This is a genomic window from Haloarcula amylovorans (genome assembly GCF_004681185.1).
Lineage (GTDB): Archaea > Halobacteriota > Halobacteria > Halobacteriales > Haloarculaceae > Haloarcula > Haloarcula amylovorans.
In genome coordinates this window covers 140,027-165,782 of record NZ_SRIF01000003.1, presented here as the reverse complement: position 1 = coordinate 165,782, position 25,756 = coordinate 140,027, and the positions used below count along the sequence as shown (strand labels likewise).

Here is a 25,756-nt window from a genome sequence, read left to right as displayed (position 1 = left end):
ACTAGCTACTGCTTGTAATCTTTGGAGACGTCATACCCTCTGATAACTGCTTCCCATTCATCCTGCATATGTTCCTGCTCCGAAATCTGGACCTGGTCGCTCTCGAGCAGTTCCACTGGAACCTGGATTACGATTTCACCATCAATCGTCCATTCTACCTTAGAGGGAGCAAAGTCTGGGTCTGAACTGATATGTTCCTCGCCTTTTTCATACAATCGGCGCTCAAAGTCATCGTCATCAAACTGTGGGCCAACAATGTTCCTCGCCGTTTCTTTCGCAACATCGTCTGTAAGTTCCCCATGTTCTTCCACGGCATCGTAAAAATCCTGAACATCCTCTGATGTCAGAGACTCATTAGCTAGGGTTTCTTTGGTCTCCTCAACGGCCGCGAGGGTGTGTTGAAACTGCTTCCGACTTCCTTGACCAACGTCACAGCCCAAAAACCGAGGGAAATACTTTGTAGTACCGTCATCTTCGAGGAATTTGATATCGCCTGATTTGCTGAAATTATCGGACTCAAATAGCGGATACACACACCCTTTCTGAAAATCATCAGGATCTGGTAACGCGCTATCAAGCTCCTCATACCGAAGTTCCCGGGTATCTTCATCTATTACGGAGCGTTCCTCATCTTGGGGTTCCAGTTTGAGCATACTAATTAATGGCTCGCCATTCCAAGTCGCTTGAATAACGAAAAATATCCCCTCATTGGTGTTCCCGCTCATCTCCTCTATCAAACGGAAAGAAAAGCTCTCTGCAACATTTTCGAAATTATCATACTCAGCCGACGCTTCTTCCATATCTAACTCAAGTTCAAGCATCTCATCCAGATATTCCTGACTGCGATCGTCATCTCTGAACTGGCCGACACTCACTTGGTTAGTATCGGGTTTGCTGATGATTTTTGCTATGTATTTACGAAATATATCTATAGTGTCATCATCGACATCAACATCCCGGGTACTTGATTGCCAGAACTCATCAGACCCTCTCTCTACATCACTATTGACCGGTGAGAAAGTAAGAGCATTAATTTCAACCGTCACAGTATATATCCAGAGACTTCATTTACATAACCTTTACCCACTCGTTGTCTTCTGATAATATGTTATATTGTCATATCGGTAAAACATCAACTATCACTCGTAGCATATCTTTCCAAAAAGGCGCATTATATACAAACAAGGACTACTTTGAGTTGTCCTCATAGGCGTCATTGTTCTGGTACGCTCTTCTGTTAGAGATTGTGGATAAAGTTCGCCACAGTGTGTCGGAACAGAAACTACCGATCTAACGCCTCCATGTCGCAATTCTCCACTCAATTGGTTCAGCATAGAATCGCAATAAATCTCTATCTGAATAATGTGCCTCCTAAGAGTATTGTAAGAATAGACGCACCCCATGGTAGTCCGGCACCATAACCGTATCCGCTTGACTGGTCGTGATTATCGCCGTAATCAAATTCAGGACTGACGTGCGGGAGTGTCCTCCTAGTCTTGGTAAGCATCTGCATTGATCGGATCCGAATGAATCACCTCCAATTATCGGTCGTGGTGAGGGAGATGTCCAGATGAGATTAGGGCATTTGATAGACCTTGTTACTAATTAACGCAACCCCTCTATATTGTTGCTACGACGTGCTGATACCCAGCCTGCGATGGCACCGGCTGCAACGTCAGCCCAGCCAACGTCAACTCTCGCAGCACTTCGGGCGGCACACTCTCCCGGTCACGCAATACAGCGTCGAGCGTCCACGCGTCGTGCCGACTCGCGTTCGGCGCGACCACGTCGACGGCGATGGTCGGCACCGCATCACGAATCGCTCGTGCAGCCCGCCGGACTTGCTTTCGGTCTTCGACGGTGCAGCTCATGCTTCCACCGCCTGCACGAGATCGCCAACCAGTGAGCCACCGACGTGCGGACCAACGTCCCAGCCGCGCTTCCGCCGCGTGTGCTCGCACCAGTCTCGGAGGGTCTGGCAGGGCGTCTCGGCAAGGTCGAATTTCTCAGCGTTCAGATTCTCGTCGACAACGACGATAGCAGATTCGTAGCTATCCCAGTAGTGGGCAGCGTCGTCACCGTCGATGCCGACGAACGAAGGGTCCTGGGTCAGTCGACCGCGGGCGATACGTTCTTGGGGATTGGCTTGCGTAGTTACCATTGGTTCTCCGTCAGAACCCACGCGTCTCGGTGCTGGTACACCGGGGCGATTTCCTTAAAGGAAATCGACCAGCAACGCGTGCGTCCTTACCTGATACTCATGGCTTCTAGCCACTTAGTATATTCGTTAGTTAGTGAAAATCAGCGCTTTTGACTGCCGTCAGTAACATCGACTTCACGCCGGCCATCCATTGTAATCATGTAGTACGCCCGCCTTCCAGCTTCATCTTCAGGAATGGGTTGAATATTACCTTCGTCAAGTGCCTCTTTGTCAACCCTAGCAACAAACCCCTGTTCCTCAAGCTCAGAAAGAATCGTCTGAACCGTCCGATAGCTGAACGTAATTCCTTTCTCGATTTTGAGTCCGCGGAAAATAGCCTTTGGAGGGAGCGCTATCGAATGGTCTGCCATAAACTCAAGGACGACCTTTCTACGTTCCTCCGGAGGCATACTTCCGCCATCACGCGCTGTTTTATTAGTTACCCCGATAAGACCTATCTCTCCCTTAGTAGAGCTATCAAGCACTTGCTGACACATATCTGCGCTTATAGACGCGAACTACTAAGTGCTTGCGCACCTCACAGTCCTATCACAGCCGACGCGTCGCTCCTCGGGCGTCGTTCGAAAACCGAGTGCGACGCCGTGCCATCAACACGGGCGCCGCGTCGGTCCAAAACAGCATGTACGCACACGCAATGGGGAGCCTTGAAACCTTCCCACGGACTGCGTCGTATCGCCAGCCGACTACCAAGCGTCGTCACGCCGAGCCACAGCACCGATATCTTGCCTCTCGTCCCCGACTCCACACCGATTGTGCTCGTCTTTCTTGGAACCACGCAACAATTCTGGGAGGCCCGGCATGACGACCTACTACGACCTCTCGGGCTTCCAGCGCGATATCCTCCAAGCAATCGCCGCCGTCGAGGAGATACCCTACGGCCTCGCGCTCAAGGACTATCTCGACGAGCGCTACAGCGACCCAATCAACCACAGTCGTCTCTACCAGAATCTCGACCAACTCATCGAACAGGACCTCGTCGAGTGTGCCCCGATCGACGACCGTACCAACGCCTACACCCTGACCGACGCTGGCCAGACCCTGCTTGAGCACCAAGCCGACACCCTCGCCCAATGCTGTGACCGACCCCGACCGGTCACCGACGGTGGCCGACCCACCAAGCCAGACAAAAGTGAGGCCGAACAGACGACCTCACAGACATACCCATGCCGGGAACTGGTCCACAGCGAGCCATCCATGACAATGGCTGTGTGCCAGCACCCACCTAGACAGTGGCTGGCCATAGCCAGTATATCTGTCGCTAGCACGCTTCCAGCACCCAGTGCAACCGACAGCGATGTCCAAGCAACGACCCCAGCAGCTGGCCAGCAGGAATCGACTTCTAGCCACGACGTCCGGACCCGACACACCGAGTCAGTGGGTCAGAACCGGACGCTGGGGCGGTCCCGATACAATGAGTTGCTGTGGATCCTGGCAGTCGCCCAGCGTCCATGCCCATCATCTGTGGCCAGCACCATTACTGGGAGGACGCCGACGAAAACGGCAGCACGTGAGCGAAGTGTCGAGCAGCATCGGAGGGGTGCCTGAAGATGACGGGGCGCCCATCCACTCAGCGACACCGCTCGACGAAACAAGACGGGAACGCCGGCAGCCGAGGGGATCAACGGCATGGAACCACGTGTGTCGCGACTGCCCAGAGTCCGCCTCGACGCGACGCTATTCGTATCGATAGCCGTTGTAGCAGAAGAACACACGGGCGTCCAAACGATGGAATACCCCATCAACAACAACAGGGTACACCAACGTCTGCCTCTGACAGTTGGCCAGCACAGCGCGAACCAGCCTGTGCCAGCCGCTCTTTAGAGGCGGGCCAGTGTAGCTGTACTTCCCGGTACTCGATGTGGCGTCGGTCAATCGCCTGTCAGCAACGTCCACTGCCGACTGGTAAGACACGCCGAGAAGCTACAGTCACAACCCGGCAACAAAAGTGGGTCCTGGCGTCCGCGTTCAAACTGTGGGGAAGTGAGGGGGTGGTACAAGTTGACCACGGAACACAGGACCCATTCAATCAGTGGTCAAGGAGCGCTAATAAAACCCAGTCATTGTCCCTTGACAGCCCCAGCACACGCTCGCGACGGCAGAAATGGATTCCGGGCCCAGTGGTGATCGGATCAGGGAGCGGCGGACGTGACTGGACTCCGTGTGTGGCTAGCTCACTTCCACGGGTTACTGGTTGTGGCTGCAAGCTCACGACCGTCCGGACGGGGGGCCTCCAATGACGGCCACGGCGTGTCCCGCCGTCGGCGTGGTTGTGGTCCTCACCGAGGTAGCGAGTGCCCCGCGACTGCTCGTCACTGGTGTTGACGACGCCTATGAAACTATCACTGGCGTCCTGCTGACCGATCTCGCAGCCGAAACACGCTGGCGGCTCGCAGCCTCCGTCGATGATCGGCGCCACCGTGAGGACGTGACGATCGCCGTCCGACGGACCACAGCGCTAGCGCAGTTCTGTGTGCCCTGTGGCGAGTGTCGCCCTGCCGACGGCCCATGCAGTCAGGGCTGGCAGTCATGGGAGGCTATCGCATGATGGGGCACAAGCACGTCCCACGTCGATTGCTCGGCCAGAAAGTGGCCCTGACCGTCGACAGCTGTCAGAGGCTCGGTATCGGCCAGGACCGTGATCGGATTACTGTCAGTATCTTTTGTAAAAGCGTGGGCTGTTATCGCAAGCCACAGTTGGGACCGGCACCGGAGTGCCGTCACCAACGGGGAAAGGGGGAAGCCGCGAGTGCCTCTGACAGCGCACGTACCCGCACTCGAATCATCAGCTGGCCAGTTGGAAAACGTTTCTTGCCAACCAGGTTGTGTCCGCCGCGTCAGTTCCGTCGCCGTCACCCAGTTCGGGCCCACCACCACACAGTTGGCGCTCTCCGGCCGGCGAATGGGGGTGCCTGCTGATGGCCCAGACAGACCCCACCAGTGAGTCTGCACCCGACGCAGCGCCCGCACAGGACGACAAGTGGCGACTGCGCTATCATGTCGGGGATCTCGTCCACTACACCGAGTGGAGTGAGGACTTTGCGACGGTCGAGAATCTCTACGCGCAATACCGGTACGGCGAGTACGGGCATGATGTCGTCATCGAACGCCGGACGGAGGTCGAGGGATGACAGACTGGGACGGCGGTGGCGTTTCCGCTCGTGTCCAGTGGCTCGTACGTAGCGGCCACGCTCTGCTGACCACCACTCGATCATAGCCCGTCCCGTGGTCGGTCACTCCGGTTCGATTCCGGAACGGGCCTTGTGGTCAGTATGCCACGCAACACCGACGCCGACGAGAGCGAGACCGACAGCACAGCCACCGACGACCAGCTGGCCGCCCAGCTCGGGATGGACATCAGCGACGATGCTGCTGCGCCAGACACCGACGCGCTCCAGGAGCTGGTGGGCCAGCTCGACGGCGAGACAGGCCCCATCATGTCAAGTGTTCTTGAGGGTCTAGTTGCGACGATCGATTCACTGCAGGATCGCGTCGACGAACTCGAAGCAAAGCAGGAGCAGACCCATGACATCGCGACGACGGCCGTCGGCAACGCTGCCGAAGCCGAAAGTAGACTGGACGACGTTGAGGCCCAACAGGAAGAAACGCACGAGGTCGCCAAGAGTGCGATCGCGAAAGCCCAGCAATTAGAGGCTGATCCCGACCAGCAAGAAGATGCTGAGACGCTGCCCGAGGGAATCGAGCCCAGCTCCTCACCACTGGATTTCTTCGCGAACTGCCGGCAGGCCAAAGTCAAGACCATGTTTGTCGAGCGGTCGAACCGCCAGAACACCTACCGGGCGATCAGCATCGCGAAGCGATGGCCCGAGTTCGCGACCGAACGGACTGATGGGAGTGGCGTGTTCTTCACGAAGGACGATGTGGAGACCGCTCTGACTGCCGAACTGGGCAAAGAGCCGCATCGTCAAACGGTCAAGCGTGTCTGGGAGAAACTGATCGAGATCGGCGGCGATGATCTCATCGAGAAGACCCGGCAGGTCGGGCGAGACCAAACGAAGACAGAGCTCCTCTCGATGGACGCCGAGACTGCCGAAGGATTGGTCGAGCAACGCTACGTCGGCTTAGATTTGCTGGAGGACAGTGACCGAAAAGCAACGACTGGTGGTGTCACACCCGTTGTGGTGGAGTCTTCGGGGTAACCCTGTGACGAGCACCCTCTGAGGAGAGAATCGGGACGGAACCAACATCGATGGACGCGGTGGCACGTGCCCTGCCGCCGCCGACGCGGCTGTGTGGTAGCTGCAGAACTCGGGAGCGACCCTATTCTTGCAGGAGTGGAGTGAGTGTTTGTAACACGAACGGAGCGACCAGTCCCGAACTCTGGTTCACAACGGGTGTGACGGACCGTTCATCAAAGTAGGGTCACGTAGCCTCAGGGTTTCGGTCTGACGGGCGAGCGAATCGGCTGTTCAGGCATGAGACCACCAAGAGCCGTTCAGTACAGTCGGGATATTCAGCAAGCAGTTTCGATGTGGATGGGGGTGAACCGAATTCAGTCGTCGTCGGCCGGCACAGCTTCACTGAGGTCCTCGGGAGTTATACCGAGTTGTTGCAGGAATTCAAGGGTGTCCCGTTGCATCCACTAGTCATCGACCTTCCCTCCTCTAGGTGGAAGAAGGCCGTCGTCTGTATCTCGAACTCTTTGCCAGTCGGCTCAATTCCCATGAACTCACCGTCGTGGGTACCGCGCTCAGTCAATTGCATCGTGACGGTATTATCCGCCGCGATACAGTTATGGATCACCTCCGTGGAATCTGAAAACCCTTCGCGGTCACTTTCAGGTCGCGTTTAGTTACGCGTGAAAAGTGAGGCGGACGGATTTCTTGGTGTCCATGCCCGAAATAATATAGAAGGACGTCGGTCCGTCTCTCAGACGGTTGGTTTGATATTTTGGTTCATCCGGAAGAGGTTGTCCGGGTCGTACGTATTCTTGAGTTCCACCAATCGATCATAATTGTCCCCATACGCAGCTTTGACTCGCTCTTCGCCCTCTTCACCGAGGAAATTCACGTAGACACCATTAGCGGAATACGGCGCCATCGCCTCGAAGAACTGTTGGGTCCATTCGATGTGTTCCTCGTCTTCCGTCGGATCTTCCCATCGGGAAAGGATGTTGAAGGTCAGTTCCGCGTCCCGGTGATAGTACGCGGTCGCCTCCGGTTCGATTTGCGTAATCGCGCCTCCTTGATGTTCGATCAGGATCTCGGTGAGCGGGGACGGGCGGGACTCGGCGTACTCCAAGACGAGGTTAATCGCGTCGTCCGACAGCGAGTCGATGAACCGGGACTTCCAGTAGTTCCGAACCCCTGGTTGGTATCCGTCGTCTAGTATCTGCTGGAACGCCGTGTACGGGTAGGTATCGACGAGATCGGCGATCGGATCGCCGTAGTCTCGAAGCGACTTGACGGTTCGCTCGCCCTCCTCGACGTCGCCCGAGTAGCAGAGCGCGAAGGCGAAAACCGGCGACCCGTGGACCTCTTCCGGGAGGAACGGTTCCGGTGGCGCGGTCAAGATCGCGGCGTAACAACAGAGTTCGTCCGGCGCTTCGGCCGTGACCTCCCGGTGGAAGCGCAGGAGGTCGGCGGCGTCCTCGAACGGATGGACGATCAAGCCAGCAAGGACCTCCGGACCGACCTCATAGCAGTCGAACTCGAAGGATGTGGCGATCCCGAAGTTGCCGCCGCCGCCGCGAACGCCCCAGAAGAGGTCCGGATTCTCGTCCTCGCTCACGCGTCGCAACTCGCCGTCCGCGGTGACGATATCGACCGAGCGGAGGTTGTCAATAGCGAGGCCGTACGTCCGACTAAGCCACCCCCACCCACCACCGAGTGTGAGTCCCGCGACCCCGGTCATCGAGACGACCCCACCAGGTGTGGCGAGGCCGTACGCCTGCGTCTCGTGATCGAGGTCGGCCATGGTGACGCCGGGTTCGACACGGACGGTCTTGGCGGTGGGATCGACCCGCACCGACGTCATCTGCGAGAGATCGACCATGATGCCGTCATCGCAAACGGCGTTCCCAGAGACGTTGTGGCCACCGCCCTTGACTGAGAGCAGCAGGTCGTGTTCGCGGGCGAAGTCCACAGCACCGATCACGTCGGCGGTGCCCGCACACCGGACGCTCACCGCCGGTCGCCGATCGATCATTGCGTTCCAAATCGTTCGAGCCTCGTCGTAGCCATCGCCCCCAGGGAGCAGCACCTCACCACGGGCCTGTTCTCTGAGGTTCTCGACGGCACTCTCCGAGAACGGTTGGCTGTGGGTAGGCGTTGACGACTGCTCTGGTTCCCCGGTCGTATCAACGGGCAATTCGGTGATGCCGAGTTGTTGGAGCAATCCAAAAATGTCCCACAATTCGTATCCCTCGACCCACTTCCCATCCTCGAAGCGTGTGACGCTTATTCCCGTGATTTCTACTTGTTTCCCGGTCGGAGCAATGCCCATGAATTCGCCTTCGTGCGTGGCAGAGACCGTTACCCGTTGCGTCAGCCAGTCACCGTCAGCGAGAACCTGTTCGAGTTCGACCTCACAGTCTGGAAACGCTGCTTGTAGCAGCTCGGCGACTTCGCGGACGCCGTCTGCACCACGAAGTGGTTCCGGACGGGCGGGATTATATCCGACGAAATCGTCTGCAACGAGGTGATCGATCGCATCGAGGTTGGATTTTCCCCAGACCTCTTCGTTGAATCGGCGGGCGTGCTCCTTGTTGTCTTGTTCTGGTGTCGCCATGGTTGCTGGCCCCAAGCCGCTGGAGGCCAGGCTCGGATACGGCAGAACGGCCCATCGCCGTATCCCGTGAGAAATGTTCACGGGGTGGACAGCGGATCAGTAGTTGAGGTTCTCGGTCACGCTGGCCGGCGTAGATGATTACTATCAACGATCGCTGGATGACTCCAGTAATTCATCAACGAGATCTTCGGCCTCTTCCGTAGACTCGGAGTCGTGAGATGGTCCCTGTCTCTGTGTAATTTTATCCGATGAGAGGCGAGTAGCGTCCTCTCGGTACGACTCGAAGGTCCGTTCGGCCCAAGCGAGAACGCCACCGTCGTCGCTGAGGATCAATCCTCGGGGATTTTTACCAGTATCCACGAGGCCGATGCCAACGGTGCTATCGACGATTTGGAGTATCGGCGGGGGGTCCACCGTGAGCAAGAATCTCACGGAATCCGATTCGGCCAGGTCCCGAGAGAGCGATGTCAGAGTGAAATCGTTCCGGAGTGTCTTACAGACAGCTGGTGTCACAACCCCTATAGCGCTCATATCATTGTTCAATACCGCATCTCTCATAGCGGCGAAATACGACACGGAGACCTGAGTTGTGAGAAATCGAAGCCGCGTCCCATCCCGTACGTGTTCGCCTGCGCGCCTGATCGGGGCCGTCGGGTCGCTTTCGGTTGCAAACACGAGTTCCGCGTCGTCTAACTGCCGAACAAGACCGTGGTCGATGGCGTCTGCTGGCATCCATCGCACGAAATCCCGTAACTGGTTCGCGGTGGCCATCATCTCTAGGAGGTTGGTGAACTCCTCGTGAACCCACGCGCCGAGCTCGGTAATCCGACACTCCTGGCCGTGTTGCGTAATCCAGGCTCGGCTGTCGAGGTCGTCGAGAATACGTGCGAGGGTCGGCCGCGAGACGTCGGTAGTCTCCATTAACTCATCGCGGCTGTGCGTTTGCTCGTCACTCAGGGCGTCGAGGAGTGCAATACGGTTCTCTGATAACGCGAGGAATGCAACGTCGTCGAGAGCCGTGTCCATGTTATTTGTTATCGTGCACCACGATAAATAGCATTGGGTGGCCCTTCTCTGAATCCCTGTGTTGGCGACAGAGGCCTTTCTGGACGCTATTGAAGACCATAGCGCGTATCTCATCAGACAACCCAGTTGCAGACGCCGAGGTATTCGCGTGACCTCTTGCCTCCCAGCTCGCTTCCGGCGCGAGGTAACCCCGCCCGGACGGTGGTGGGAGGCATTGATCGCACGGTTCGCCGCCGCCCACGCCTACAGGGGCCACTCGGGCCTCAGCAACCTGCTGCAGACGGTCCTGCTGCTTCGAGAGTCTCCGGATGTAATCGTTCCTGCACGGCCACCACGCTCTATCCAGCGCGTCCTATTTCCCGCTCTCGCCGCAGTCGTGCGAGCAATCGGTCGGACGGCTCACTACCCATACCCAGAGGATGACGTAGCCCAGGAGGAAGTACGTCGCTTCTGAATCCCGTCTCAGGAGAGGATGGTTACCCGACTATCGCATCGAGGAGGCGTTCCTCGGCCTCACGCCCCGGATCGTGGGTGCTCCCGTCCCGATTACTCGCCAGAGACTCTTCGACCGTCCGTTCCATGGCGGCCTCGACGAAGGTCGAGTCCCACCCCAACGACGCGAGTTTACACGTATCGACAACGTGGGGATACTCCGTCATCGGATGGTGATACATGATGAAGTCGTTCGGTGTGAGGCCGACCTGTCCGAGTTCGCGGCGACTCGCGTGAATGACTTCTATCGTCGTATCGAGCGCGTCGGCGATCAACTCGATCACGTCCCCAAGCGTGCAGACGCGCCGATCACCGGCGTTGTATGCCTCTCCTGGCTCGCCGTCTTCGGCGACCACCCTGAGCGCCCTCGCCAGATCTTCGACGTAGACCCGGTGCCAGATGGCCGTGCCATCGCCTGGCACGACGATCTTGTCGTACCGGTTGATCCGATCGATCCAGTAGTCGTGGTGGGTCTGGATGCCGGGCATGTCCTCAGCCCACGCGGGGGCATCATCTAGCGGGGCGCTGTCGCCGGGTTGGGGTCCGTATACGACTGTCGGGCGAACGCTCATGGCTGGGATACCGCGCTCGGCGGCTTCGGTCGTAATCCGATCACATTCGGCTTTGCGCGGGCCGTAACTCGCCATCGAGTCGTCTGCTGCTTGCTCTGATGTGCAGTCGTGCAGCGGCGTCTCGTCCTCGCGTTTCGGAATCTCCTGGACACTATACACAGCACCGCTGGAAACGTAGACGTATACATCCACGTCGGCGAAGACGTCCAGGACCGCTTGAACATCGTCGGGATAAAATGCGGCACAATCGATGACGATCACCGGCTCGACTTGATGGGCGACATCCCTGAGAGCGGCGTCATCGGTGCGATCGGCGCTGATGTGCGTTATAGCGTCCCGGTCAGTGAACTCACGCTCCGGCGTACTGCGACTGAGCGTCGTGACTTCGTATCCGTTATCGTGCAGCTCCTCGGCAGTGTGGCGACCGATGAACCCGGTTCCTCCAATGACGAGAGCAGATACCATATGTTAACAATAGTCTATCCCCACTATAGCTCTATTCGAGAAAGCGGGGTGTACACCTAATCCGTCCATTCGAATCCCGCCTTCATCGTGATATCAATATCTGTATGTGTTCCGTTGCTTGACCGATGAGACGAGTTGACATCCTCCTCCGCGTTCACGCAGAGGAGGATGTTAAGGCTCAAACCATGCTCTATCGAACGAACGTTTCGACAGAGCTACCTAGCCCCCAATAAATGGGCCTTAATCCCCTGGGGAAATTCCTCGGTAAGGGTCTGCTCGAGTAATGGCGAGAGATGAGACATGTTTGGCCCAAGTGTGATCGTATCGTCTTCCTGGTTGTAGGTTACTACCTCAGCGTCGGCAAGGCGAGGGATATGACTGTGGTACAACGTTAGATAGACTGAGAGCCGTCGCTCGTCGATCTCGTCTGCCGGCATTTCGTAGAGCAGCTCAGTAACGGCATCTGCGACACGTGGCAAGCTCACGGGGAGTGTAAAGAGTGACAAGCTGTAGAGTGTGTATCGGCGATAGTGTGACGAGAGAAGGTCGAATCGGTCATTAATTGGCAGCGGACATGGCTCGTCTGTCGCACCGCTGGGACGTGTCACCATCTGGAATCACTCTCGTATCGTTTGGCTCTTGCATCCGCGTTACTGGCCTCGAGGAGGGAACCGATTGCAGCAACTTCGTCGGTCAGCTCGTCGAGGACCGCCGCCAACTCATTGTCCTCGTCGTCGAGTGTTGCCGTCGCTCGGTTTAGCTGTGCCGTCGCTTCGAGAATGCGGACATGGGCCGAGAGCGGATCCCGAGTACTCATTGTCTGCCTCCGGCAACAACGTCCCGTCTGCTTGGGGTCGCGCAATCCCGTGATTGCTGAAACCCCGATTTCAGGAACACGTCAAAGGACCGCATGTCACCAGCGATGAGCCGGAGTTCAGTCCATTCCGAATATTCGTTGTAGTAGAGAGACACATCCGAATCCAGGGGCGAAGGAGATAGAAATCTGACCTAGACGTATCTAGACCGATCCGGTCTCCACCAGGGGGGTGTCTCCCAGTTCCTACCGAGACACGCTTAGCATGGGAGCCAGCGGGCTATTGGCAATCATCCTCGAAGAACGACGTCAACAGGTTGTCGAGTGCGTGTCGGAGATGGAAATGGAACGTCGAGGACGCGATCTCCATTGTCTGGGCGATCTCCTCGGCGGTACTCTCTCGTGGCCACGCATAGTACCCTCGTGTATACGCCGTACTGAGCGCAGCTCGCTGCTTCGTCGTTAACTGCTCGCTGACCTGTCGTTTTATCTCTGGAACGGCTCGTATCGGCTGGTTGATCACTTGCTTGCCAAGTAGGTTTATCGTCGGCACGACTTCCTGCAGGGCCGTCACGATAGCTCGGATATCACTTTCGGGAGATAGCTCCGCAGTGACATACGTATCGCCGTCTCTAGCGTTCGCTGCCGTAATCGAAGCCCCGTGCTCCGCGAGCCTACTGATGATGCTTTGATCGATATCACAGATCCGTATCTCGATATATGATTGTTGATCGGTCGTTTCGTCTGCTTCGTGTATCACGGCCCCCGTCTCGACGAATGAAGCTGCAGTCAGGTGTTCGAGCACTGCAGCTGGCTCAGCATCTCGGACAGAGATGTACTGTAACCCATGCTTGGAATCGACTGGAATCCACCGTTCGAACGTGAGTTCACAGTCTAGCTCCGCACTCACTTCCCCAAAGAGACTCCCCGAATCAGGGATCTGTAGTCGGAGTTCCATGGCCGTTTCGGCAGTCAGCGAGCGCTGACTCTGGACGCGCTGAATAGCCAACGCAATTATCTGTCCTAGGTCTGTGAGGACGCCTTTCTCTTCGTCCGTAACGGTATGTTCGAGCGGTGCATATACTACGAGGACACCATACGTGGTTCCGCCGGCCGTGAGTGGAATAGAGACGAGAGAGTGGTCGGGCTGCGTTTGGTCACCTTGCGAATGGGCATCTGGAGCTGGCGCATCGAGTGTGATATCGTCGATACGTTCGGCTTCATCAGTGTGGAGCGCCTCTTTGGCCACCATGCGGTGTTCGGTCGGTATTTCGTCTATCTCTTGCCAACTGTTGCCAGCGCCTGTTTGTGGGACAACAGTGGACTCTGTCCCGCGTGCCGCGTCGTCTCCTTGTGTTCCGATCCATGCAGCTTGGTACAGATCCGACTCCGTGAGGTGCGAACAAACTGCAGTCTCGATTGCAGTACGTGTCTTGGTGTTTTGCAACGCTTGTGTAATCCCGTGGATGAGCGTATTGATACGGTGGAGCTTAGCTAACTCTTGGTGTTGCTCTTCGAGTGCCAACTCCCGCTCTTTCTGTTCAGTAATGTCGCGTGTGGCACCAACGAGTTTGGTGACTGTCCCGTCATCACTGATTGGCGCGATTTTGGTGTGCCAATGCGTTGCGGTACCAGATATCGGTAGCGACTCTTCGTATTCGAGTGGGTCCCCCTGTTCCACACAGCGTCGATATCTCGCGATGATTTCAGCTCCCGCATCATCTCCAACGAGCTCACTCGGTGTGCATCCGTGTAACCTGTCGGCCGAACAGCCCGTCAACTCTTCGTAGGTCTGGTTTACACGCTGGATGCGGAAATTGACATCATCAGTAACATCAATAAGGAACATCCCATCCTGTGCGTTCTGAAACATAGCTTCAGCCGTCGCTAACTTCTCTTCACGGGCCTTCCGGTCGGTGATATCTCGTGCAACAAAAATGACGCTTTCTTGGCCATAGCCTGCTGCTGAGACCGGAGCGATTCGTGCTTCGAACCAGCGAGTTCCCGCTGGAACCGGAAGTTCGTACTCGATGGTCTCGAGGTGGTCCGTTTCGATGGCGTCCTGAATAGCAGTGAGAACCGTCTCTGCAGTCTCAGTCGGCAGTACATCCTGGACCCGCTGGCCGAGAAACTCCTTGGGGTCAGTATACAGAAGGTTCGATGTGGCAGGGCTAACAAAGCAATCCAGATATCGTCCGTCATCGTCGAGCTGGAATCCGATATCAGGAAAGGCAGTCTCTATTGCGGTCAAGTGGGTGGCCTGCCTGTGGTGCGTTATTTCGTGGGTCATCCAGCTCCCGAGGCGTTTGACGAACGACACTGCTTGCTCGGTGAACTCGGACCGTGCGTGTGTATCGTAGAAGCAGAGCGTTCCAGTGACGTGACCATCGACGAAAACGGGGACACCCAGATAGCAGGAGATTCCCAACTCGACGTTCCCTGCCCGCGCCGCAAGCTCTGGGGCGTCTGCTTGCACGTCAGGGAGCACGAGCGGTTGTTCTGTTTCGACAACGCGCTCACAGTTTGTCACTTCCAATGGGACCCGCTCTCCAGACTGAACGTTGGTATCATGTGGAGCAGCAACCGCTTCGAAAACGTACTCCGCATCGTCGACGCGGGAGAGAGTTGCGTACTCGGTTCCAAGCGTCTCACGGCCGAGTTCCAGCAGTGCATCGATACGTGCGGTAAAAGAGCGGTCATTGTCAACAAGCAGATCGTGGGCCTCAAGCAACGCCTGTTCGTACCGTTGGCGCTCGGGGGCGTGGTCCAGTTCTCGTTGCGGATTCTCGGTCACGCGAGCCGTTTCGACAGCGTTTGTGACACGCTGTGGGAGGTCGGGAGGGACACGTCCGTCGGTCGGCAGATACGCTGTCACGTCAGCCTCGATGGCTTTACTAGCAATCTGTTCGCTCCCCTCCCGCGCGCAGAGAACGAAGGGTAAGTCGGGGTGAGCGGTACGGACATTACGGAGTAGTGCCACACCGTTGGTATCGTCGAGGAGGTACGTACTGACGACACACTCCACCCCTGCTGATAGCTTCTCAACACAGGTGGCTGGATCAGCAGTTGCTTCGACTGAAAAGCCCGCACGTTCGAGTGGTTCTGCGAGCGTCCCAGCGGATTCAAGGCAGGGCCCAATAGAGAGTATGCGTATGTCACTCGTTGCAGCAGCCATCTCAAGTATCTCTCAGTCTCTCACCACGATTGATAAGTTGACTGTTTGCCACATTTACTGACAGACGGACCCCGCTCTCAGAGATCAGTATAGGTAGCAGAGCTCTCTCGGACGAACTCGAGGCACTCGGCCTGCAACGCCTGTAGAATTGTAGCCATTGGGCCTGATAGTTTCGCTCCCTTCGATTCCGGTCAGCTACGCACGGCTGCAGCGGTTGGCTTCCGCTGGCATCTCTGTCTGCCCTTCGCAGGGTCGTTCTAGACACCTAGAGTCAAACGATATTCCTCGACTGTCGCTACGTTGTAGCACGAATAATGGAAGACAAAGCGAGTTCATCCTCTGTGGAGAAGACAGGAGTAGAAGTTAGCGGAACTGCTGACGACCGAGCTATCAGAAATTGTCCATTGTGTGTGTTCAAGGGCGATTCGCGGGCTGTCTACCGTCATTTGCAGACGTCACACCGAAAAAGTGAGTTGAGCCGAACACTACTGGAGAAGAACCGACAGACCCAGCAGGCAGGCGCAGACTGACAGTACTGCAAGTATCGGTGAGCAGCGGGCAGAGATATTTCTGTGGAAGCTGGTTACTATTCGTACAGGAGTGGAGTAAGTGATCGTCACACGAACGGAGCGACCAGCCCCGAATCCTGGCTCACAACGGGTGTGACGGACCTCCAAGTCCGGCCCTCCTCTAGGAGAGTGGTTCGGAATTACCCAGTACAGCGCGTGTATCCAGCACAACTGCAAGTTGTGACCTATCGTTGAACGAATATAAAGGGGCGGTCAGCGATCCATTCTGCGGGGTTTATTCGGTCGTCGAGGTCCGGCGGTTCACGAAGGTCATGGATAGTGAGTGCATCGGTTGGTACCTCAGCGTGGTCTCGGGCCTTTAAATAGCTTTCAACGCAATGAACGGTGGCGCCATAGGCTTGGAACCCAGTAAGATCTCGACCAAGCCCACACCCGAGTCTATCATGGAATCAGGCTCGTATGCCTCATGTAATATTTCGGCGACAGGGTGGGCTTCCCTGGTCGGCGTGGTAGAGACCAACTGAAGCCAGCGGTCTCCAAACCCATATATATAGTCGGGAGTGGCAATGCCGAGCGCGTCAGCGCGAGCAGGACAGGGTAGTTCACCGGCCGTTTTCGACCTCTAGCTCTCCTTCTAGTTCGCCTTTGCGTACTTTGACATTCAGCTCACCGGCTTTGTCGCCGGTAGCCGGAACAACTACTACGAACTGTCCGTTTTGGTCGGTTTGTCCGACGAGTCTCCGATCACCATTGCCATCCTTTACGTAGACGTCGGCGTCTGTAACTGGTTCGCCGTCGATGGCTGCGGTGATAGTGATTCTGCTGCCTGGCCCAACTGTTCCCTCATACGAGATGTCAATCACGCCACTACGACTGCCAGACTGACCAGCACCCGGAGTCGCCTGTTGTCCGCCTGCAGAGACGTCGAGCGTTGCTTGAGTCGCAGTTGTCAATCCCTGTTCGGTGGAGAGGCTCGCGTCGACCTGCTCCTGAAGATCGACACTTACACTGTCAACCGACTGGATTTGCCCCCGGATTTCGCCGGCAGGATTCTGTTCAGTATGGACGTTCACATATGCGGTTCCGTCCCGAAGTCGAGACAGCAACGTATCGAGTGACTCGCCTGCGAGTGGACCAACTAGGTTCTCAGCCGTGATCGAGCCACTCCCAAACACACCGGACCCGGAGATTCCGGAATCGAGTGGCCCGACGAATGCCCCCTGTTCGTTCTGCACGCCAAACAGGAACGCAACGGGTGGACCGTTTTTGTCGGCAGCACCAAGATGGATGTGTGCTTGCGTGGCGGCGTCAATGTCCGCGACTAACAGCGAATAGTGGAGTTCGGTTCCATCCGAATTGAGGCCGAGCAACGTCGCCCCTGCAGCAGCCGTCTCGACAGTGTCTGGACGTTCCTGTGCACCGGATAATCGTCCGGCGCTAAACGCTTCAGAGACTTGTATCGCGCTATTGGTTCCTGCGTTCCCCCTGCTAATCGTCCCGCGCATCGAGTTCGGGTGAACCTCACAGTAGTATGTCTGCATCGCCTCCGTCGCTTCGAACTCGACAGTCTGGGTCTCTCCTTCGGTCGTGAGGATGTCAGTTCGGAGTATCTCCGTTCCCCCGCCATCAGTGATGACGAAGTTGTGCGGACGACCGTCAATATTCGTCCACGTGAGCGTGTATGTCTCGCCGGCCTGCAACTGAAGCGTTGGGTTCTGCCTCCCACTAATCGACGCCGGTGATCGACCAACCCAGGCATCTCTGCTACCATCTAACAGTATTGGCTGTGTCTGAGCGAGCGCTGGTGCGCTGGTTCCAGCGAGGACGCCGGTCGCCGCGACAAGTCGCAGAAACGTTCGCCGAGAGCTATCGAAATCGATACCGATGGGGGATTGATCATCCATGGCGTAGTGTTACAATTGTGATATCGTAAACCGAGTCGTTAGTTCAACTCGTTAGTAGGGGAGTACCCCTGAGAGACCAATTAATCGGCATTTCTGTTCTAATCCCTTCTACCAATTTATGTATTATTGGAAACTGTATCGATAAGCATCACGACGCACGTTTGCTTTCCATTCGCTGTTACCTACGGGCGGAGTAAGGGAACAGTAGTCTGCGTTCAATCCAAACTCGAACACTCGACCGTCCCCTGTCGCTATCGGAAGAATGTCCGATCGATAGCGGTAAAGAGCGTTGACTTCACCGTTCACTGCTGGTGTAGACACGTCTCCGAAGTGTCCACTGGAGTTTGAACGTCTGCGTTCGGCGAACGAGTGGCCGTTGCCATAATAATGAGGTCGTCTTGATAGGAGGCAAGAGCGACGTCGACGGCCACGCGCGCGGATTCATTGGCATTGGTCTGACTCATCGTCTCGAAGCTAGTTGCCGTTGTCTCTTGGGCGGAGATGGTGATCGAATACGTTCCACGTCGAGTGAAGTTTTCCAGTGTGCCGTATCCGTCGAGTCGGGTGCCGAACTCACGAGCGAGCTTTTTTGGCGACCATCGGGCAATTGGGTTCACCGGTTGTCCGAGCCGTTCGACTTTCGGGGTTGAGATGACGACGGACGTACTCACCGTCTCAGCCGTGCCATCTGATCGTTCCACCTCATGAGAGTACTCAGTGACGTAGTTTGAGACGACTACCTCGTGGGGCATATCGAGTGCCTCGAAGTTGCGCGTAACATTGTACCGGCTTCCCGATTCTCGTTGATACGGTGTCTGTGCGACTGTCTCCGGACACACTTCGACGGGGCTCGCAACGAACTCGGTCATCATATCGTCTCTATCCGGTTCCATCGGCGAGTCACCTACTGCGCCCGCTATCAGCATACTATTTAACACGACTAATACGCCGATTGCGACCGCGGCGGCGTATCTGCCAGTCTCACCCATTACCGGTGAAGAGAGGGGAGATCCGTTTAAGAATGGATTAACTACGGGATGGAACTGCGGATATTTCGACCGACTACTGCACCGATATCTCTCCCGCTGTTATTCTGTGAAGAGAGTCATCGCCCCGCCGTTTACAGCGGAGAGGATGTCACACGAGCACGCAGACGCACTCACTGTCCGATTATCGTTTCGAGTGGTGATTGTCGACCCCGCCTACAGCCGTCACCACCTCGATGACAGGACATGGAAGCGAACGTCTGTACTCCTCCGCTCACCGATCCGGTTGGGAGCGGATTTTCGAGTTCTCTTTGTATTTCATCAAAGTATATATCATATCAATGTAGGAACACTGCTAAGCTAGCAATAATTCAAAAAATAACGATGCAGTTGAATAGCTAGTAGCTACTATTTACTGATGTGTAAATATCTATTAAATCCCATTATACACTCTCATACAATTAGTGGGAGATTTGTTGAGGTAGTTGATGTCAAAAGACGGTTCTGAGACCGATCGGTCCGATAAGCCTGCATTACAGGGGGACGCATCCGACAGTCCCGATGAGAGGATAGATGACGTGGATAACAAGGCGCAAGTTCTTGGAACTGTCGGTGGAACGACTAGACGGAATTTCCTCAAGGGAGGCGGCTCACTCGCTGCGGCCGCCGCCTTCCCTGCCGGGGCGTCGAGCGCTGGTGAGGAAAAGCGTACCGACCACGTCCCGGACGAACCCGACGATGGCGGACAAGTTCGCCACTTCGACGTTCATGCGATCGAAGTTGATATCGTCTACAACCGATTCGGCCTCCATCAGCCCAATGGCCGGATGTACGTCCTCGAAGAGAACAAGGAGAAAGCGAAGCGAGCGTCGGGCGTCACGCCCGATGGTGCATTCGACCTCATCGAGGACGGTGGGCAGAAATTCGACGACAACGAACACGATCCCGATGATCATCACCACAATGAGAACCATCACCACGATGATCACCACCATCACGACGACCACGAGAAGAAACACGACGTAGATACGCGAATCCTCGAGCCGCTAACGATTCGCGCGAACAGAGGCGATATCGTCGAAATCGAGTTCCACAACGACCTCGACCAGCGTGCGTCGATGCACCAGATGGCGCTTCCCTACGACGTGGAAGACTCCGACGGTATGGCGGTCGGGTACAACGACGACACGACGGTCGCACCGGGCGAGTCCATCACCTACCGCTGGTACGCAGCCAACGAGGGGACGCACTTCTTCCTGGACGGTGCGAATCAGGCCTTTTTCAGCGCCGAGGAGACGCCCGAAGAGGCGAACCTCACGTCGCTCGGGCTGTTCGGCGCGCTCATTGTCGAGCCCGAAGGCGCGACGTGGACGGACCCGAAGACCGGCGAGAAACTGAAAAGCGGCGTCAGCGCGGATATTCACGACCCCGAACTCGATACGAGCTACCGCGAGTTCGCCGTTTACTACCACACGCCCGAAGGCATGGTCAATCCCGACGGTGAGCTGACGTTCCCGGGAACAGATGAACCACAGATGCCGCACGCCATCAACTACCGGGCGGATCCAACTGGCAACCGCGTTAACGACGAGTGTGCGGACTGTGACCTCGAAGAGTTCTTCTATAGCTCGTGGACGAACGGCGACCCTGGCGGCGGCGATAACGTTTACGAGACGTACAAGGGCGATCCGGTGAAGTTCACGGCCATCGGTGCATCCGTTGAAGAACGTCACGTCCACCACCTCCACCAGCACCGCTGGAAGGAGATCACCGGGCGCTCGGATTCGGACACGATCGACGCACAGAACATTGGACTCGGGAACACCTACGAGGCGTATCTCGTTGCAGGACATGGGAACGGGAGTGAGGGACTGACGACGACCCGCCCCGAGATGACGTTCGAAGAGGCGTTCGAGGTCGGTGCCGGCTACGCTCACGGGGCGACCGGAGATATTCTCTTCCACTGTCACCTTTTCCCGCACTACGGCGAGGGGATGTGGGGGTTCATGCGCGTCTACGACAAGGAACAGAAAGACCTCGAAAAACTTCCGAACACCGATGGGATCCTCGACGAAGACTCGGACACGCCCGGGTTCCCCGAGTTCATCCCCGGTGAGAAGGGCCAAGCACCGCCGAAGTCACCCGGTCAACCCGACAACCGTCCGCTGACTGAGGAAGAGCAGGCGGCCTTCGGTGACGATTTCCTCCCGGGTGCGCCGTATGCGGACCCGTGCGACCCGAAGACCGGTGACTTTGGTGGTCCACAGGCCGATGGCGAGGTGGACCGTGAGTACACCATCGTCATGCTGGACGCCAAGATCGTCTACAATGACGCCGGTGACAATGATCCCGAGGGAATCGTCTATGCCCTTGAAGAAGACGCCGAGGCCATCAAAGAGGGGGAGATGAACCCCGAGCCACTGTTTATCCGGGCCAACGTCGGTGAGTGTATCGAGGTGACCTGCCGGAACGAGACAGACAAGGATCTCTCGGTCCACCCACACTTCGTCGGCTTTGACCCGCTCGGGTCGGACTCGTTGGCGACCGGATACAACTACGACCAGAAGACGGACGCCGGCGGCGAGCACATCTATCGGTGGTACGCCGATGAAGAAGGACCGATCTTCTTCCATGACCACATTACTGGTATTGACGACGTGATGCACGGGTCGTTCTGTGGGCTCATCGTCGAGCCCGAAGGCTCGAAATGGTACGACCCGTACTCCGGCGAAGAGATCCGGGCCGGAGCGCAGGCCATCATCGAAAATCCGAACGGCGACGACTTCCGCGAGCAGGCCCTTCACTATCAGGACTTCGCGCAGTTGGTCGACCGCGACGGCGACTTCCTGGTCAACCAGATCCAGCACAACGAGAACGCGGGCGTGATGGCAGTCAACTACCGCAACTCGCCGTACTACCACCGGGACGACGCGGACCCGGCGTACGTCCACAGCTCCGCGCGTCACGGCGATCCCGAGACGCCGGTGTTCGAGGCCTACGAGGACGACCCGATCCGTGTCCGCCTGTTCCACGGGGCGTACGAAGAGCATCACAACTTCTTCATGCACGGCTACCCGCCGAACCCGGTGGGCTTCGACACGGAGGACTCGACGTCCCAACTCATCGGCCCGTCGGAGGCGTTCACGTTCTTCGTCGAGGAGGATCTCGACTTCGACCTGCTGGACAACCCGTTCGACCTCCCCGTGCGAGACTACCTCTGGGGGTCGGCGATGATAGACGACATCTGGGAGGGACTGTGGGGCGTCAACCGCCGCTTCGGTGCCGAGGTGAAACACCTGCAACCGCTCCCCGACCGAGGGACGCCTGACGGCAAGATCTCCGAGTGGGAACTGAAGAAAATGGGTCATCCGGCACCCCACAGCAAGATCGACTGGACCGAGAAGGGCCAGAAAGCGAAGTTGCTGTACGACGACAGCCACGACCACGACGACCCCGACGACAAAGCGTTCCCGGCGGACAAGCAGGCCCGACAGAACGACTACGTCGGCGAGAAGCCACCGATGGCGGAAGACCCCGGCGAACCCTGTCCGGACGACGCGACCGTTCGGGAGTACAACGTCACTGCGTTCCAGACGGAGGTCGAGTACGACGACTACGGGGACCACGACCCCTACGGCATCGTCTTCGCGCTCGACGAACACGTCGAGGAAATTAAGAACGGCGACCGGTGCCCCGAACCGCTCGTCCTCCGTGCGAACTCCGACGACTGCATCGAGATCAACCTCACGAACGACCTGCCCGAGGATTTGAACGAAGACCACCCCCATCCGAAGATGCGCAATAATCAGGACTGGGACCGATCCTGCCGTATCTCGATGCATACGTTGCGGCTCATGTACGACGTCAACGGGTCCGACGGCGCGACGGTCGGATTCAACTACGACCAGACAGTCCCACGTGGCGAGACCATCACGTATCGATGGTTCGCCGACGATGGCCGCGATAGCGCTATCTTCTGGGATATGGCGGACCTCAGGAGCAATAGACACCACGGGGCGTATGGCAACATCGTCATCACGCCGGAAGACACCGAGTGGCTCCACCCGAAGACGGCCGAGCCGCTACTGGATCATTCGAAGAGCGATCACGCCGCGACGAGCTCCACGGCCATGATCAAGGACCCGAACGGGGAGGACTTCCGTGACTACCGTCTCGCTATGAGCGATGGCCTGTTCATCCTCAACGAGGACGACCCCGACGACTGCGTGGTCCCAGCGCCCGAAGACGATCCCGAGTTCGACCCCGACGACCCCTGTCCGCAGCAAGGTGACCCGGAAGACCAGGGCTTCTTTGGCATCAACTACCGCGCAGAACCGTTCGTGCGGCGCTTCCAGACCGGCTCCGACGAACAACACCTCGTCTACAGCTCCCGCGAGCACGGCGACCCAGCGACGCCGATACTCAACGCGTATCTCGGCGACCCGGTGACGTTCCACGTGAGTCAGAACGGCGATAAGCCGCGCGGGATGGACTTCCACCTCGCCTCTCACCCGTGGCAGGACTTCCCCGGTGTTGACGAATCACCGTACATCGGGGTCGACGGGCAGATCACACCCGGAAAGTCGCTCACCTTCCAACCACAGGGTGACGCCGGTGGCCTGGACGAGAGCACTGGCGACTTCATCTACCAAGGCGACACCAAGCAACGTCGTCGCCTCGAAGGCGGTCTCTGGGGTATCTTCCGCGTTCGCAAGAAGATGCGCCAGTTCAAGGAATCGGTTCAACCGCTCCCAGACCGGGCAGACGGTATGCCCCTGCAAAAGCGACCGGAGTGGATCGTTGCTGAGGGCGACGTTGACGGTGACGGAACGAAAGACCTCGTTATCGGCGTCCCCGACAGTGTGCTCGGGAGCAAGGAGGCCGGTGCAGCGTACCTGTTCTTCGGCCCGGCCAAGAAGCATGATATCACGGATCTCTCGGATGCGGACATGCGAGTCGTCGCCGAACCCAACGACGGTGACCCGAAGGTCGATATCGTCGTCAACGACACCGGCGCTGCCGACTCGATCTTCGAACTCATCAAGGACACTGTCCTGACAGTCAAAAACTGCAAGGACCTCGACGTGACCTTCGATAAGCACACTGCTGAACACTTCGAGAGTGCAACGGTCACGCTCGGTGACGACGAAGTCGATGTCGAACTGGACGACGTCTCTATCTCAGAGAAGGGAACCGTCGTCGCCACGTTAGCGGATGGCACTACGCTGACCGTGCGTGGCTGTCAGTCGTTCTTCGATGACTGACTGCGTCGAATAGCACGACAATACGACTCCAATTTTTTTTGCTGCTGACGACAGTAGTGTCGACGAGAAGTGCCAGACAACATTACATTGTCGAAGGATCATAGCCGTTATTCGATATTTTTGAATGTCGCTGTCAAGTATTCTGCAGTAGTAGATCTCGTTCCATATTTCTCTGGTGACATACTCCCCCGACTACAGTCGTGAACTTTCCACGCCATTTGCGCTGGTTTGGGAACTTACGTTTACGACCTGATCGCCAATGGGAGTGCCATACCCGGTTCTCCTCTCTCGATAATGAGCAAGCGCGATAGCTTCGGGACACCGGCCGTTCGTATCGGGAACCGCACTGCAAGCTGTCGTCCACAACGTCCAACAAGTTGTGAGATCGGGATATTGACTGCCATCGGTGGATCCATGATCGGTTCTGCTGCCGAGTGTCTCGCTTCTGCCTCAAGATCACGAGATGATTCTTCGACAACAACATCGGCGAGTCTGACTGCAGTAGGAATCCGTTGGCGACGACCGAGACCCCAGAAAGTTGCCTGACGAAAGAGGACCATCCAGTGCTAGGAAGCGTGATTGAGAGGCCCTATCGTGGACGCAGATAGAATCCGGCGAGCACTACTACAAGCATCCCAGCCCCCAGAAAATACACGGCCAGCCCGTGAGGTGACCGAGCGGAATCGACAGTCTCGTTCGGGGTGATTACGGCATCGCCTGTTGAAGTCCGTTCCACAGAGTGTGTGGCGTCAGCAGCCTCACCAGTCACCGCCGCACCAGCGGTAGCATCGCCCGTACTGTTACCCTCGGTAAGACGGATACGATCTCCGTCGCTCATTCCGAGTGGAACCGGCTCTCCATAGAGCGTCTCCTCGCCGTGCACAGTCGCGGACACGGTGTAGTTTCCTGGAGACAGCTCGTGAAGCGGGACCGTCGCCGCATACTGCCCGTCACCTATGCGCTCACCCGTCGCCGATACCATCTCTGTTTCGTTGAACACTACCGCACTGACACCTGCAGGAGCGTCTTCGCTAGCCGTTCGAGTGGCAGTCATCGAGACCCTCACCTGTCCTCCTGTCTTGGCGATAGATGGCGCATCAATGGTTACCGAGTACCCGCTGACAAGAACTGGGTGAATCGCACGAGCGGTATCATCCGACGCGAGTACCAGTAAATACGATCCCGGTTCAAGGTTAGTAGTCGAGAGCGTTCGAGTCCCGCTCTCCGCAATGGTGACCTGTCGATAAATCCGCCGTTCAGAGGTATAGAGAGTGAGCGACGCATCGGTATCGTCTGGTACTGTCACGGCAACAGTGAGTGGCTCTCCGGGTCTCGTCCGAGTGAGCTCTGAGACAGTGAATCGGTTGTCACCGATTGGAACTGTCCGCTCCGGGATGTCGGTACTTTCTCCGAGTGAGAGACCGTACGCTTCCCCTGGCGTTGCAATAGCCATAGGCAGCGTAGTGCTCAGGAGTGCCAGAGTGAGGATGCTAGTCCACGCGAGGCGCATGAAACTGACTACAGCGCAGTCAGTTGTTGGAATAGTCTAGCTACTTGGAA

General features: G+C 57.1%; 17 protein-coding genes and 2 pseudogenes. 5 read left to right on the top strand and 14 right to left on the bottom strand.

Annotation, left to right across the window (positions count from 1 at the left end; all coding sequences use genetic code 11):
* Positions 1-5: 5 nt before the first annotated feature.
* The 4 genes from E4S61_RS15255 to E4S61_RS15240 all read right to left on the bottom strand — a co-directional run bounded on the left by E4S61_RS15255 (position 6) and on the right by E4S61_RS15240 (position 2,697).
* Positions 6-1,046 carry a nucleoid-associated protein gene (locus tag E4S61_RS15255; protein WP_167768524.1) on the bottom strand — a complete coding sequence of 347 codons (1,041 nt, stop codon included), beginning with the start codon at positions 1,044-1,046 and terminating at the stop codon, positions 6-8.
* 573 nt (positions 1,047-1,619) lie between these two features.
* On the bottom strand, positions 1,620-1,871 hold the full coding sequence (locus E4S61_RS15250; RefSeq protein WP_135304823.1) for a hypothetical protein: 252 nt from the start codon (positions 1,869-1,871) through the stop codon (positions 1,620-1,622).
* Positions 1,868-2,161 carry a hypothetical protein gene (locus E4S61_RS15245; protein ID WP_135304822.1) on the bottom strand — a complete coding sequence of 98 codons (294 nt, stop codon included), beginning with the start codon at positions 2,159-2,161 and terminating at the stop codon, positions 1,868-1,870. The genes E4S61_RS15250 and E4S61_RS15245 overlap by 4 nt, the downstream gene beginning before the upstream one ends.
* Positions 2,162-2,301: 140 nt before the next feature.
* The gene (locus E4S61_RS15240) at positions 2,302-2,697 is read right to left on the bottom strand and encodes a MarR family transcriptional regulator (protein WP_245180766.1); all 396 of its coding nucleotides are present in this window, start codon (positions 2,695-2,697) and stop codon (positions 2,302-2,304) included.
* A gap of 322 nt (positions 2,698-3,019) precedes the next feature.
* Between E4S61_RS15240 and E4S61_RS26190 the strand changes: the two are divergent.
* The 4 genes and pseudogenes from E4S61_RS26190 to E4S61_RS15220 form a co-directional block, all read left to right on the top strand.
* A pseudogene (locus tag E4S61_RS26190) lies at positions 3,020-3,328 on the top strand (PadR family transcriptional regulator); the annotation flags it as partial.
* Between the two features lie 1,126 nt (positions 3,329-4,454).
* On the top strand, positions 4,455-4,766 hold the full coding sequence (locus tag E4S61_RS15230; RefSeq protein ID WP_135304820.1) for a hypothetical protein: 312 nt from the start codon (positions 4,455-4,457) through the stop codon (positions 4,764-4,766).
* A gap of 370 nt (positions 4,767-5,136) precedes the next feature.
* The gene (locus tag E4S61_RS15225; RefSeq protein WP_135304819.1) at positions 5,137-5,349 is read left to right on the top strand and encodes a hypothetical protein; all 213 of its coding nucleotides are present in this window, start codon (positions 5,137-5,139) and stop codon (positions 5,347-5,349) included.
* A 141-nt stretch (positions 5,350-5,490) separates the two neighbouring features.
* Positions 5,491-6,378 (top strand): hypothetical protein, encoded by an 888-nt coding sequence (locus E4S61_RS15220; protein WP_135304818.1) that lies wholly within the window; start codon positions 5,491-5,493, stop codon positions 6,376-6,378.
* A 397-nt stretch (positions 6,379-6,775) separates the two neighbouring features.
* Here the strand turns inward: E4S61_RS15220 and E4S61_RS26690 are convergent.
* The 9 genes and pseudogenes from E4S61_RS26690 to E4S61_RS15180 form a co-directional block, all read right to left on the bottom strand.
* Positions 6,776-7,006 (bottom strand): annotated as a pseudogene (locus E4S61_RS26690) (ester cyclase); the annotation flags it as partial.
* Positions 7,007-7,108: 102 nt separating this feature from the next.
* Positions 7,109-8,968, bottom strand: coding sequence for an ester cyclase (locus E4S61_RS15210; protein ID WP_135304816.1), 1,860 nt, complete (start codon positions 8,966-8,968; stop codon positions 7,109-7,111).
* A gap of 144 nt (positions 8,969-9,112) precedes the next feature.
* Positions 9,113-9,994: a helix-turn-helix transcriptional regulator gene (locus E4S61_RS15205; protein WP_209309514.1), complete on the bottom strand. Its 882-nt coding sequence runs from the start codon at positions 9,992-9,994 to the stop codon at positions 9,113-9,115.
* Between the two features lie 476 nt (positions 9,995-10,470).
* Positions 10,471-11,523, bottom strand: coding sequence for an NAD-dependent epimerase/dehydratase family protein (locus E4S61_RS15200; RefSeq protein ID WP_135304814.1), 1,053 nt, complete (start codon positions 11,521-11,523; stop codon positions 10,471-10,473).
* 215 nt (positions 11,524-11,738) lie between these two features.
* Complete coding sequence (locus E4S61_RS26975) at positions 11,739-12,134, bottom strand: DUF7344 domain-containing protein (RefSeq protein WP_449405161.1); 396 nt, start codon at positions 12,132-12,134, stop codon at positions 11,739-11,741.
* Positions 12,128-12,340: a hypothetical protein gene (locus E4S61_RS15195; protein ID WP_135304813.1), complete on the bottom strand. Its 213-nt coding sequence runs from the start codon at positions 12,338-12,340 to the stop codon at positions 12,128-12,130. Before E4S61_RS15195 ends, E4S61_RS26975 begins: the two co-directional genes overlap by 7 nt.
* 277 nt (positions 12,341-12,617) lie before the next feature.
* On the bottom strand, positions 12,618-15,317 hold the full coding sequence (locus tag E4S61_RS15190) for a PAS domain-containing protein (RefSeq protein WP_167768523.1): 2,700 nt from the start codon (positions 15,315-15,317) through the stop codon (positions 12,618-12,620).
* 1,327 nt (positions 15,318-16,644) lie between these two features.
* Positions 16,645-17,946 carry a CHRD domain-containing protein gene (locus E4S61_RS15185; RefSeq protein WP_135304811.1) on the bottom strand — a complete coding sequence of 434 codons (1,302 nt, stop codon included), beginning with the start codon at positions 17,944-17,946 and terminating at the stop codon, positions 16,645-16,647.
* A gap of 302 nt (positions 17,947-18,248) precedes the next feature.
* Positions 18,249-18,935: a DUF6517 family protein gene (locus E4S61_RS15180; RefSeq protein ID WP_135304810.1), complete on the bottom strand. Its 687-nt coding sequence runs from the start codon at positions 18,933-18,935 to the stop codon at positions 18,249-18,251.
* A gap of 575 nt (positions 18,936-19,510) precedes the next feature.
* Between E4S61_RS15180 and E4S61_RS15175 the strand changes: the two genes are divergently transcribed.
* On the top strand, positions 19,511-24,196 hold the full coding sequence (locus tag E4S61_RS15175; protein WP_135304809.1) for a multicopper oxidase domain-containing protein: 4,686 nt from the start codon (positions 19,511-19,513) through the stop codon (positions 24,194-24,196).
* Between the two features lie 589 nt (positions 24,197-24,785).
* Here E4S61_RS15175 and E4S61_RS15170 read toward each other — a convergent pair.
* Positions 24,786-25,649 (bottom strand): hypothetical protein, encoded by an 864-nt coding sequence (locus tag E4S61_RS15170; protein ID WP_135304808.1) that lies wholly within the window; start codon positions 25,647-25,649, stop codon positions 24,786-24,788.
* Between the last annotated feature and the right edge of the window lie 107 nt (positions 25,650-25,756).

Bases quoted from the DNA above. Each gene is read 5' to 3' on its own strand.
- E4S61_RS15250 (WP_135304823.1), bottom strand. From the start codon at position 1,871: ATGAGCTGCACCGTCGAAGACCGAAAGCAAGTCCGGCGGGCTGCACGA.
- E4S61_RS15245 (WP_135304822.1), bottom strand. From the start codon at position 2,161: ATGGTAACTACGCAAGCCAATCCCCAAGAACGTATCGCCCGCGGTCGA.
- E4S61_RS15240 (WP_245180766.1), bottom strand. From the start codon at position 2,697: ATGTGTCAGCAAGTGCTTGATAGCTCTACTAAGGGAGAGATAGGTCTT.
- E4S61_RS15230 (WP_135304820.1), top strand. From the start codon at position 4,455: ATGACGGCCACGGCGTGTCCCGCCGTCGGCGTGGTTGTGGTCCTCACC.
- E4S61_RS15225 (WP_135304819.1), top strand. From the start codon at position 5,137: ATGGCCCAGACAGACCCCACCAGTGAGTCTGCACCCGACGCAGCGCCC.
- E4S61_RS15220 (WP_135304818.1), top strand. From the start codon at position 5,491: ATGCCACGCAACACCGACGCCGACGAGAGCGAGACCGACAGCACAGCC.
- E4S61_RS15210 (WP_135304816.1), bottom strand. From the start codon at position 8,968: ATGGCGACACCAGAACAAGACAACAAGGAGCACGCCCGCCGATTCAAC.
- E4S61_RS15205 (WP_209309514.1), bottom strand. From the start codon at position 9,994: ATGGACACGGCTCTCGACGACGTTGCATTCCTCGCGTTATCAGAGAAC.
- E4S61_RS15200 (WP_135304814.1), bottom strand. From the start codon at position 11,523: ATGGTATCTGCTCTCGTCATTGGAGGAACCGGGTTCATCGGTCGCCAC.
- E4S61_RS26975 (WP_449405161.1), bottom strand. From the start codon at position 12,134: ATGGTGACACGTCCCAGCGGTGCGACAGACGAGCCATGTCCGCTGCCA.
- E4S61_RS15195 (WP_135304813.1), bottom strand. From the start codon at position 12,340: ATGAGTACTCGGGATCCGCTCTCGGCCCATGTCCGCATTCTCGAAGCG.
- E4S61_RS15185 (WP_135304811.1), bottom strand. From the start codon at position 17,946: ATGGATGATCAATCCCCCATCGGTATCGATTTCGATAGCTCTCGGCGA.
- E4S61_RS15180 (WP_135304810.1), bottom strand. From the start codon at position 18,935: ATGGGTGAGACTGGCAGATACGCCGCCGCGGTCGCAATCGGCGTATTA.
- E4S61_RS15170 (WP_135304808.1), bottom strand. From the start codon at position 25,649: ATGGCTATTGCAACGCCAGGGGAAGCGTACGGTCTCTCACTCGGAGAA.